Genomic DNA, 11,281 nt, shown 5'->3' with positions numbered 1-11,281 from the left:
AGCTATTCGCTCAGGCGCTTGCTCAAGGCGATCTGACTGCGTTTGCGCACGCGAATATTGAGTATTTCCACCGCAAAGGAAAACGCCATCGCAAAGTAGATATAGCCTTTGGGAACATGAACATCGAGGCCCTCGGCCATCAGCGTCAGGCCAATCATCAGCAAAAATGACAGGGCGAGCATTTTGATAGTGGGATGACGGTCGACAAAATTGCCGATGGGTTTTGCCGCAAACAGCATTACCGCCACCGACACCACAATGGCGATCACCATCACGGAAATGTGGTCGACGAGGCCCACGGCGGTGATCACCGAGTCCAGCGAGAACACCATATCCAGCATCGCGATCTGCACCATCACCGACGCAAAACTGGCCGACACTGGCGCCGTGCTGGTTTCGTCGCTAATCTCCAGACTTGCATGGATCTCGTGGGTGGACTTCGCCAGCAGAAATAAGCCGCCGACCACCAGAATGATATCGCGCCCCGATATCTCTTGCCCGAACGCCACAAACAAGGGCTCAATCAGGCCCATAATCCAAACCAAACTAAACAACAGCCCCAAGCGCGCCAACATTGCCAGAGCCAAGCCCAGGCGGCGCGCTTTCTCACGCTGCGCCGCCGGCAGTCGACCCACCAGGATCGAGATAAAAATAATATTGTCGATACCCAGCACGATCTCCAGTGCAACGAGTGATGCCAGGGCAACCCAGGCCTCGGGGCTCGCGATCCACTCAAACATGACCAATACTCGCAATGGGAAAACGCTGAGCATAGCGCGACATCCGCACGGCGCAAATACACAGCGGAGATTCCGCAACAAAATCCTTATAAAGCGCGCCGTGACTTGCGATAATTCCGCGCCAACCCCGCCGGAGAGCTTATGAACCCGCCCCCCGTCGCACTGATTACCGGTGCCAGTCAGCGCATAGGCGCAACCATTTGTCGCAAACTGCACGCGCAGGGCTACCGCGTGATTATTCACTGCCGCCGCGAAAGCGCCGCTGGCACGGCCCTGCTCGAAGAGCTCAATCAGCAGCGAAGCGACTCGGCCGTTATGCTGTACGCCGATCTGGAAAAGATCGCCGACGTGGAGCGCCTGGCCAGCGACGCCCTCGCGCAATGGCAGCGGCTGGATGCCTTAGTCAACAATGCTTCTGGGTTCTACCCGACGGCGCTGGGCGAGGTAAGCGAGGCCGATTGGGACGGCCTGCTGGGTAGCAATGTCAAAGGCGCATTCTTTCTCAGCCAGGCGCTGGCTCCGGCGCTGCGCAAGCACGGCGGCGCCATTGTGAATATTGTCGATATCTACGGCGACAAGCCCCTGCAGGGCCACCCGGTCTACAGTATTGCCAAGGCTGGCTTGGCAATGATGACGCGATCACTGGCGGTGGAGCTGGCACCGGACGTACGCGTGAATGGCATTGCCCCCGGCGCAATATTGCCGCCGGTAGCCAGCGATGCCTTTGGTGAGATCGAACAGCGAAATGTGAGTGAGCGCGTGCCATTGCAACGCTGGGGGAGCGCCGCAGATATTGCCGGCACAGTCTGGTTTTTGCTCCAAAGCGATAGCTATATCAACGGCCAGATTATTGCCGTTGATGGAGGGCGCAGCATCTCGATATAGCCGCAATAACCGCCTTAGGGCCTGTTAACACTAATAAGTGGGCATCCCTTCCCATGGGCGAACTTCCTGGCCGGCCCGGTTCCACGGCGAAGTCCCTGTGACATTCGCAAGCGACACACTTCTCGCCGCAGACACTCACTGCCGACCTAACAAGCAGTGAATGTGGCGGGACGGGTTTGCCCAGCGCCAAGACTAACTATATAGTCGAGGCTCTACCTCCCCAAAACTGGGGACGGCGAAAGGAGTCGCTGTTCACTGCCAAGGATGCACCGGCGCAATGAAAAATACATGGACAACGACAGACTGTCGCAGCTCATTGGAGAGCTCTATCGCCACGCGGATCAGGCAGACGGCTGGCTAGCCTTTTTCTCACTGCTGGAATCGGACATTCCCACCCGCTCTACCACCTTAATGCTGGAAAACACGCAGGAAAAAAACGGCGACGTTATGCTGAACCGGCATATCGACGAGAGCGATATGCAAAGCTATATCGATTACTACCTCAAGCGGGATGTCTGGTCAGCCGAGCTGATTAAACGCCCGCCGAAAAAATTTCACGGCAGTCAGGAACTGTCGGACAAAGCCTTGCTAGCGTCTGAATTCTACGCCGACTATGCACGCCCCGCCGATGTTCGCCATGCTTGCGGCGCTTATATAGAAGACCCAAGTCAGGGGCGGGCGTTTCGCGTTACCCTGCAACGCAGCCACAGTCACCAGCCCTTTAGTCGCGACGAGCTGACCTCTCTGGATGCCTTTGTCCCCCATATTCAGAACGCGCTGGCCATCCATAAGCGCAATATCGATGGCGAAATCACCCGCATGGGCCTGGAGGCGGTAGGACGAATTGTCGATAGCGCGGCTTTCTTACTCAGCCCAAGGGGCGAACTGCTGTCTCACAACAGCATGGCAGAAGCGCTACTGAAACGTGGCATTGCCCTGCATCGCGGTCGTCAACTGCGTTTCAACCACCCACAGCTGGATCGTCACGCCGCGCAACTTTTCAATGACTTGATGGCGTTTACCGACAATAAGCAACGCCAAGCGCGCCGCTTTGCCCGAATTGGCGACAGCGACAATGGCTATCAAATGAGTGTGGAACCCTGGCTGATTCCGTCGATACGGCCCGGTTACCAGGAGCTTGGCGCACTGCTGCAGCTCAAACCCAACACCTTGCGCAGTCAATTGAGCCACCAGGGCTTGCGCAAGCTATTCGGCCTTACCGCTAGCGAGGCCAGCGTTATTCAGGGCCTGGCAGACGGCTGCTCGGCGGCAGCCATTGCCCAGCAACTGGGGGTGAAAGAAAGCACCGTGCGCAGCCACATTAAATCCAGCTACCAAAAGCTGGGCGTGGGCAAACAGTCGGAACTGCTAAGCGTGGTGTTTTCTTCCCTGGCCCGGCTTTAATTAGCGGTTCAGTACGTCGTCGCGCACACTTTCCGCAATATTGGCCACTTCCTGAATATCTCCGTCGCCCACGCCCAGCTCTGACAGCGTGGCGGCCAAGTCTTCAACAACGGCGTTGAAGTGCTCATCGTTCAAGCCCATACCGGCGTGCGCGTTGCGCATGTCCTCACCGGTGTAATCATTGGGGCCACCAAACACCATGGTTAAGAAGGCTTTCTGTTTGCGGGCCTGGGCGAACATATCAATATTTTCAAAGAAGCTATTGATGCGCTCATCTGCCAGCACCTTTTCGTAAAAAATATCCACGGCCTTGTCTACCGCTGCTTCGCCACCTATGCGCTCATATAATGTTGTCATTATCTCTCTCCGATTAAAGATGCATAATAAATGCATGTTTTGAGGCGTTATAATAGCCACGACTCCAGTGTCAGGTAAAGGGCTGATAGATGAAATTAAGTAAACATACGGACTACGCCTTTCGCAGCCTGATATTTTTGGCGGGGCAGCCGCCGGGGCAGCGCGTTACGATTCAGGATATTTGCGACTTTTACAGCATCTCCCCGAATCATGTATCGAAGGTCATCATGCAACTGGTGCGCAGGGGTGAGGTTGAATCTGTGCGGGGGAAAGGTGGCGGCCTGAGTTTGGCTAAGGCCCCTGAGGACATCGCGCTGCTGGACATCGTAAAAGAGTTTGAAACCACTTTGCAGCCGATCAACTGTGCAGAGCAGCCCTGCAGAATTATGGGCGACTGCGCCTTACAAGGACTGCTGGGCAACGCCGTGGGCGCTTTCCTGAAAAGCCTGGCACCCTACACGCTCGCCGATATTACTAGCAGCGAGGTGCAGGTACTGCGCCTACAGGCTGATTAGTCAGCCGGTAGCTCGGCACTGTGGTAGATATTTTGCACATCGTCCAGCTCGTTGAGCATGTCCATGAATTTTTCAAACATGGGCATATCGTCTTGGCTGATCGGCGCGGTGGTTTGGGGCAAAAACTGAATTTCTTCGACATCAAAATCGATGCCTTCAAACGTTTCTTGCAGTGCCTGTTTGGTCTTAAAGAATTCCGTATGCGGCGCAAACACACTGATTTTGCCGTCTTCGCACTCAATATCGCTGACGTCCACGTCAGCCATCATTAGCGCCTCCAACACCGCCTCTTCGTCGTCACCGTCAAAAACAAAGATCGCAGAGTGGTCAAACATGTGGCTGACACTGCCCTGAGTACCGATCTTGCAGTTGGTTTTGGTAAACGCCAGGCGCACATCGCCAAAGGTACGGTTTGGGTTGTCGGTTAAACAATCCACAATCACCATGCAGTTGCCGGGGCCAAAGCCCTCGTAGCGCGCAGGCGAGAAGTCTTCGCCGGCACCGCCCTGCGCTTTATCCAGGGCATTTTTGATAACGTGGCTGGGGACTTGGTCTTTCTTTGCGCGGTCCAACAAACTGCGCAGAGCCAGGTTGGCATCAGGGTCTGCCCCTCCCGACTTCGCCACCACGTATATTTCGCGGCCATACTTGCTGTAGACCTTGGTTTTGGCGGCGGCCGTCTTGGCCATAGACTCTTTTCGGTTTTGGTAGGCTCTGCCCATTACGCAGCTCCGCGTGTTGGTTAAATTAAGGTCGGCGATTTTAGCTTGCCAAAGCGCGCTCTGCCAATCGCCTGACGGTTTGGCTAAAACTCGAACTTCAGCGGCGCGGTGTTTTTCTGTTCCAACACCACCGGCAATCGGAAGTTTTCCGGCATGCGCTTCATAATATAGCGGCGGCCGTTGTCCACATGTTGGTAGCGCATCAATTCGCTGCTCAGGTGATCAATGCGATAGGCGTCGTAGTGCGACGGGTTCTTCGCGTTGGCCAGCTTCATACCGTCAACCATTACCCAGCCGCGAAAAATACGAAAGTACACATCCCCCGAAACGCCCCAAAAGCCCACCTCGGCCTGGCTCTCTACCCGACCGTCGGGATGCGTGCTGCGAAAGTCTGTGCGGTAGGTGCCATCTTCGGCTCGCTCTACTAACCACTCTTTGCGAATACCGGTTTTACTATTGGCAATGCCATACCACTTACCCAGCAGGGCTTTGCGCGCCTGCGCGGTAGTCAGGCCGCTGCCATCTGCCGGCGCGGAACGAACGTCACCCCGAGACTCCACGGCGGGCGTGGCAGCAAGGCTGGCACCCTCAAATTCCACCTGCTGGCGGTCTACCATTGAGCTGCATGCCGACAAACTGGCTGCCAGAATGCCCGTTAACACCAGGCTGCCCAAGCCAGAGAATTTAATCATCTTGTCCATCCAAACAAAGCAGGCGCTGATGAGCAGGAAAATACAGCGCCGACGAAATCGGACATTCTAACCCAGTTGCCTGCAAGGCCTCTCGGTATATCTGCATTTTATTGCTGTAGCGCTCACGCTGGGCCGCCAGAAAGGTCTCCAGAGAGCCCCGTGCCTCAGCCGTTTTATAATCGATAATCCAACAGCGCGGTTGCTCGCCGCGATTGTCGATAAACGCGCGATCGAGAATGAGTGTTTGCCACTGTCCTGCCATCAAGCGACGAATGGTTTGTTCACTGGCCTGCCAGTCGTAACTTTGCAGAATCCACTGCCCCTGCTCACAGGCCAGTGTGTTGTCGAGTAAGTGCAGCACTCGTGCCAGACTGTCTTCCAGGCCCGGCTCGGGGTGGCAATGATGGCGCAACCGCTGTCGCAATGCGCCGACCAATCTGGCGCGGTCATCTATCAGCACCCGGCTCGTTTGCTGGCGCCCCAGCCGCTCCATTAATTCGTGGAACACAATACCGACTGCGCGCTCTTCAATATTGTCTTCAAGCACCGCGTTTTCGGTCTGGCGCTGCACCCGTTGCAGCGGCGACTCCGGGTACACCTCCGCCTGCCAGGGCGGCTGCAGTGTCACAGAAAAGTCGCGTAACCTCGGTGCCAGCGGCACTCGCAGCGGCGACGCTTCATCGCCGTCCTGCAGCAGCTCGGCGGCTTCGAAGTCAGCCGACACCACCGGCCATAGCCGCGCCAGAAAACTTGCCGCATCGGGCTTGAGGTCGTCTTTACTGTTCATTTTCGCCACGCCAAACAGGTGCAGTTCCACCTTCGCGCGGGTGAGTGCCACATAGAGCAGGCGATCCAACTCTTCACTAAGCGCCTGCTTCTGCACGCCACACAGGTAGTCGTAAAGCCGCTGCTCATCACCGCCACTGCGCTGCGGCTTGGGGGCAAACAGCATGTGCTGTTGCAGGCGCTGCCAGGCCAACAGTGGCCGGTCATCATTGCGGCCGCGATTGCCCAGGCCCGGCAGGATCACCACATCAAACTCCAGACCCTTGGATTTGTGAATGGTCATCAACTCCACGCGGCTGCTCGGCGGCGCGGCGAACAACCGTGCCAGCGACGATTCAAAGGCCGCGATGTCTTCGAGAATACCCGAGGGCGCGTGCTCGTCGAGCACCGCAAGCACACGGTCGATATCAGCTTGCTGGTGCGGCGCAATACAGGCCGGTCCGCCCAAGCGGTGCCAAAGGCTGCGCAGTGCCCAGCGCAGGTCGCGACTCTCCGGCCGCGAGTCCAGCCAATTCAGGGCCTCGACGAGGCGTGTGCAAACGCGCCGCCCCTCGTCACTGAGCGCGGTGTTCTCGGCACTGGCGTAGAGGGCGTCGCGCAGAGGCATTTCGGTTTCGCGCAGGCACAATAGATCGTCCCAGCTCAGGCCCACGAAGGGCGCTCGCAACAGGCCTGACCAGGCAACCTCATCGGCGTCGTGCCACAGCGCCCGCAGCATAGACAGCAGATCCATTACCGCCGGCAATTGCGCCAGGCTGTCGATATCCTGACCAGAAAAGGCAATATTGGCGGCTTTGAGAGCTGGGGTAATCTCCCGTAAGTGACTGCGGCCGCGCACCAGGATAGCGATACTCGCCTCGGGCGTTTCCCGCTGCACACACTGGATAATTCCCACCACGTCCTCTGCCTCGCGGCGGGCGGCACTGGCGCTGGCATCGACATCTTTAGCCACCGCAATGGGGTGAACCTGCAGTCGTCCGAGATTTTGCCGCTGTGGCAGCGCTTCTACATAGGCACTGTCACGCTCGGCAAACAAGCCGCGAAAACAGCTGTTAACCCAGTTGACCAGGGTCGGCGATGATCGGAAGTTAGCGCGCAGCTGCAGCAAGTCGAGGGATTTTCCCGCAAAGCCGGCGGACTGGCGCAGGTCATCAAACAGGCTGACTAAGCTGCCCCGAAAGGCGTAGATGGATTGCTGTAAGTCGCCGCAGAAGAATACCGAGCGCCCGTCATCCGGTGCCCAGTCCTGGCACAGCGCCTTGAGCAGTTCGATTTGACTGACCGAGGTATCCTGCATTTCATCGACAAGGATGTGCTCAATGCGATCCTCGACCAGCATGGCGTCACTGACCTCCCCTGCACTTCCGGTGCGAAGGGCATGAATGGCGCGCAGGGCAATTTCACCAAAGTCGACGCCGCCGCGCTGTTCAAACACCAGCCGCAGCTGCGCCAGCAGGTAGCGCAGCGCCACGCAAAAATGCCCCACCAGCTCGCGGGAACCGTCGGGTAAGGTAGCAGGTGGCAGCGTTGCCAGCGCCTGCCAGTGCGCCGCCAGCGCCTCCGGTTCGCTTTCCTGAGCGCGCGTCAACCAGTCTTTTGCCTGTTCGGTTCCCGGCTGGCCCTTTTTAAATTTGGCGTGCTGCACCGATCCCGGCTTATAGAGCTCACCGCTGCCTTTGCAAATACTGCGGCCCATCTCCGCCAACACCGGCAGATCCGTTACGGTAATCGCCTCCGGCTGGGGCAGCTGCGCCGCCCAACTGTGTGCATCGCAGCTACCGGACGACTCCCGGTAGGCGGCAAACAGCTCGTCGATGCCAAAATGCTGAAGCGGCGTCCAGTGGCGCTCAAACGCCTCGCTCACCAATGCCGTTAGTGCCTCGTCCATCACATCGAGGTCAGCGCTGAGGATATCTTCCTGCCATTGGTCGCGCTTGGCCAACAGGGCCGACAGCAGCGGTTGCAAGGTTTCGATGCGATTGCTGCCGTAGCGCAGCAAACTCTCCAGCGCCTCGCGCAGCGGCGCCGGACACTGTGGGTCGTCGAGTTGACGAAATAGCTCCAGAATTGCCTCGCGGTAAAGCGCCTCGCTGTCGCTAACCGGGGCGGCGGCGCCCAAGCCTGACAGCAGTGGCAAGCGCCGCACCAGGCTGCCACAAAAGCTGTCGAAGGTGGCAATACGCAGGCGGGCGCTATTTTCCAGCAGGTTCCAGCCCAAGCGGGCCTGGTGCTCACGCACCGCCAATACGGCGTCGCGAATATCGCGGTCGAACACACTGTTGATCGGCATTGCCTCTGCCGACTGCAAAGCCGCCATCACCCGCTCTTTAATCTCGCCCGCCGCTTTATTGGTGAAGGTGATGGCCACCACTTGCTCTGGGCGTTCCACACAGAGCAGGCAGCGCAGATAACGCAACAGCAGCACGCCGGTTTTTCCCGAGCCTGCGGGCGCACTGAGCAGCACCGAACGAGCGGGATCAACTGCCTGCTCGCGCTGGGATTGATCGGGAGGACTGAGTAGTTCGCTCATTATTCGTCCTCCGAAGTGGCGCTATCGCGCAGTAGCGGCAGCAGGTACGCACTAAAGCTGCGATCCAATTGCGTGCTGTAGTCGTGGGCGATATTGCCCGCCAAAATGCCCTCCGCCATGCTTTGCAGGGCGCCCTCCCAGGCACGAAGTTCGGCCTGCCACTTATCGGGGCTTTCGACATCATTGCCGTGGGCCTTTTTGGCAATAACACTGTTGGCCCAGTTGCTGCGCATATGCACTTTCAAGTCGTCGGGGCTGCGCAGCTGGGCCAGCATCACCCCATCGACGGGGCTGTCTTCGCTCGCGGCCAGCGCATAAATAGGCAGTTGCGGCTCAGTCAACGAGTCACTATTGAGCGCCTTGCCATCGATGCTGCCGGTTTTGTAATCGATAACAAGGCGCTTGTCGCCGATGCGATCAATGCGGTCGATGCGAAGTTTTAGCGGAATTCCCATTAACTGGGTATCCATTGCTGTTTCCAGGGCAACGACCTCAAAGTCCTGCAGGCGCGCTTTCTCCTTGTATTCCAGCCAATGGCTAATCAGTGCCACCACGCGCGTCTTTTCAAGTTGCATCAGCGACTCGCCAAAGCGTTGCGGGTTGATTTCCGAGCCCTGCAAGGCCTCGTCCACACACTGCGCCACCAGCCGCTCTATCCCGGCAAAGTCCAGTGCGTCCAGCGCGGCCTTGCCCCCCAAGCGCTGCCACACTTTTTCCAGACTGTCGTGAACCAAAATCCCCTGCAGGCGATGATCCAGCCCCTCCGCGGGCCGAGGAAATTCCTTGAGGCGCAAACGGTATTTTAAAAAGGCCAGAAAGGGGCTCTGAGCGTATTCTTTAAACAAACCACTGCCGCCGCGCAACCGCGCCCGCTGCTCCGGGGCCACCGGGCGTACCGCATCTGACTGCGGATGTGTTAACTGCCCCTGACAGCGAACCGGCAACTCCCCATCGGCCGCCTCTGCCGCGGCCATCGCCGGCAGCAAACTACAGGGCGCCCGGGGTGTGCCGCTGGGGTCTTCGCCTGCATAGCTGCACATCAACACCGGGGCGCTGCGCAATATTTCTGCAAGCAGGGCGCGATCGCGCTGCAAACACAAACCGGGCTCACAGCCATCAACCTGCGCCTGGCGCTGCAGGTGCAGCGGTAAAAACGGTGACGGTTCAGCGCGGCGCGGCAGGGCTGCATCATCGAGCCCAGCGATCCAGGCGCCGTCGAAGTGCAGGCCGAGTGCCTCCTCGTACTGCAAGACCCGTATGCGGGCCGGGCTTCGCCGGCTGACGGCGAAGCGCTTGGTGGTCAGAATATGCTGCAGCCAGTGCAGGGCATCGCTATGAGCAACCTCCCCCAACTGGCGGTCCAAGGCGCGAAACACATCCATGGCCTGGCTAAAACCGCGGCGACAGTCTGCAACCACGGGGTCATCGCTGTCAGCATTCGGCCACCCCGCCGCCAACAGCATTTGGTCGAAACTGCGCACCCAGGCCGAGGGCAGCTGCCGCGACGGCTGCGCGCTAATGTGAGAGTGCAAGGCCTGCAAAACATCGACCCCGGCGTCCTCGCCAAAGTACGGCGCCAAGGCCAGCATGTCGCCAAGCTGACATTGCACCGCTAAGCGGTCGCGACAGAAACGATCATACTGCGCGCGCGGCTGGCGCATGGCTGGCCAGTCCGCCACAAAGCGGCTGCGCAACACGCGACTCAGCTGCTCCAAGGGCAGTGCGCCCTGACGCAGAGAGATCACATCCCAAGCCGCCCGAATGAGTGGATACGCATATAGGCTCTCGCTGCCCTCAAAGGCCCAGGGCGCTTCCTGCGCCTCGCCCTCGACATAGAGCGACTGCGGAAATACCCGGCGTTGCAGGGCGCGCTCAAGCGGGGCGCGGTAATTATTCATGTCGGCGACCAACACCGCCAGATTCGCCTCGGGCTGCTGCGATAGCTGCCCGGCCAACCAATTGGCAATGGCGTCGCACTCTTGCTCAAGCTGGGTCGCGCCGCACAAGCTCGGCACTGCATCAGGCGGCGTGTCGTAGAGCTGAAAACACTGCACACCCTGCGCGCGACACTGCTCGACAAATGCGTGCGTGGCGGGTGTTAAATGCAGCAAGGGCGAGAGAACTAAACGCGCCGGCAACTGCAATAGCCCCTCGGGTAACGCGGCACTCAGCGCTGCTGGTAACTGCTCCGCACTCATCGCGTCCAGCTCGTCCAGCGCCTCCTGCATGGCGCTGCGCCAATGGAAAAAAGCCTGGTACTCGGCGGAAAACAGGTAGTCTTCACGGTTACTGCCAAGGCAGTAGGCGGCGTGAATTTGGAAAGCATCGACAAACTGGCGAACAATGGCGAGGCTATTGAGACAGTTGGCTGGGAAGAACTCGCTGCTTTCGATGATCTTCTGCGCGATTGCCAACAGCTGAATGGGCCGCAACACCTGGCGACTGGGCAGGCTCTCGTCCCACAGTTCAGCCAACCACTGCGCAACAGGAACAACGCTCATGGTTTCCAAAAAGGCCTGATCGTGCTCGCCCCGCGCCACCGCAATGCGCTCCCGTAACTGGCGGGCACTGGCATCACTGGGCACGAGCACCACACTTTTGCCGTCCAGGTTGAGCAGCTCTTCAAAGTGTAGTGGCGTCATTCAGCATC

The 11,281-nt window shown here is 58.6% G+C and carries 9 protein-coding genes; 3 read left to right on the top strand and 6 right to left on the bottom strand.

Annotated features, from left to right (window positions below):
• Window positions 1–2: 2 nt before the first annotated feature.
• Window positions 3–773 carry a TerC family protein gene (locus B3K78_RS11125; RefSeq protein WP_286695510.1) on the bottom strand — a complete coding sequence of 257 codons (771 nt, stop codon included), beginning with the start codon at window positions 771–773 and terminating at the stop codon, window positions 3–5.
• A gap of 108 nt (window positions 774–881) precedes the next feature.
• On the opposite strand from B3K78_RS11125, the gene B3K78_RS11120 reads away from it, so the two are divergent.
• Both B3K78_RS11120 and B3K78_RS11115 read left to right on the top strand, forming a co-directional pair.
• A complete protein-coding gene (locus tag B3K78_RS11120; RefSeq protein ID WP_286695509.1) occupies window positions 882–1,625 on the top strand; it encodes a pteridine reductase in 744 nt (247 codons plus the stop codon).
• A 288-nt stretch (window positions 1,626–1,913) separates the two neighbouring features.
• Complete coding sequence (locus B3K78_RS11115) at window positions 1,914–3,029, top strand: helix-turn-helix transcriptional regulator (protein WP_204997132.1); 1,116 nt, start codon at window positions 1,914–1,916, stop codon at window positions 3,027–3,029.
• On the opposite strand, the gene B3K78_RS11110 is transcribed toward B3K78_RS11115, so the two are convergent.
• On the bottom strand, window positions 3,030–3,386 hold the full coding sequence (locus tag B3K78_RS11110) for a group I truncated hemoglobin (RefSeq protein ID WP_286695508.1): 357 nt from the start codon (window positions 3,384–3,386) through the stop codon (window positions 3,030–3,032).
• 89 nt (window positions 3,387–3,475) lie between these two features.
• Between B3K78_RS11110 and B3K78_RS11105 the strand changes: the two genes are divergently transcribed.
• A complete protein-coding gene (locus B3K78_RS11105) occupies window positions 3,476–3,901 on the top strand; it encodes an RrF2 family transcriptional regulator (protein ID WP_286695507.1) in 426 nt (141 codons plus the stop codon).
• Here the strand turns inward: B3K78_RS11105 and B3K78_RS11100 are convergent.
• From B3K78_RS11100 to B3K78_RS11085, 4 genes are all read right to left on the bottom strand, one after another.
• Window positions 3,898–4,623: a YebC/PmpR family DNA-binding transcriptional regulator gene (locus tag B3K78_RS11100; RefSeq protein WP_204997129.1), complete on the bottom strand. Its 726-nt coding sequence runs from the start codon at window positions 4,621–4,623 to the stop codon at window positions 3,898–3,900. The genes B3K78_RS11105 and B3K78_RS11100 overlap by 4 nt on opposite strands.
• An 83-nt stretch (window positions 4,624–4,706) precedes the next feature.
• The gene (locus B3K78_RS11095) at window positions 4,707–5,315 is read right to left on the bottom strand and encodes a hypothetical protein (protein WP_204997128.1); all 609 of its coding nucleotides are present in this window, start codon (window positions 5,313–5,315) and stop codon (window positions 4,707–4,709) included.
• The gene (locus tag B3K78_RS11090) at window positions 5,308–8,631 is read right to left on the bottom strand and encodes a UvrD-helicase domain-containing protein (RefSeq protein WP_286695506.1); all 3,324 of its coding nucleotides are present in this window, start codon (window positions 8,629–8,631) and stop codon (window positions 5,308–5,310) included. The genes B3K78_RS11095 and B3K78_RS11090 overlap by 8 nt, the downstream gene beginning before the upstream one ends.
• Window positions 8,631–11,273, bottom strand: coding sequence for a PD-(D/E)XK nuclease family protein (locus tag B3K78_RS11085; RefSeq protein WP_286695505.1), 2,643 nt, complete (start codon window positions 11,271–11,273; stop codon window positions 8,631–8,633). Before B3K78_RS11085 ends, B3K78_RS11090 begins: the two co-directional genes overlap by 1 nt.
• Window positions 11,274–11,281 lie beyond the last annotated feature (8 nt).

Source organism: Spongiibacter sp. UBA1325 (assembly GCF_002306875.1).
GTDB classification, from domain to species: Bacteria; Pseudomonadota; Gammaproteobacteria; order Pseudomonadales; family Spongiibacteraceae; genus Spongiibacter; species Spongiibacter marinus.
This window is presented reverse-complemented; position numbering and strand designations above follow the sequence as displayed.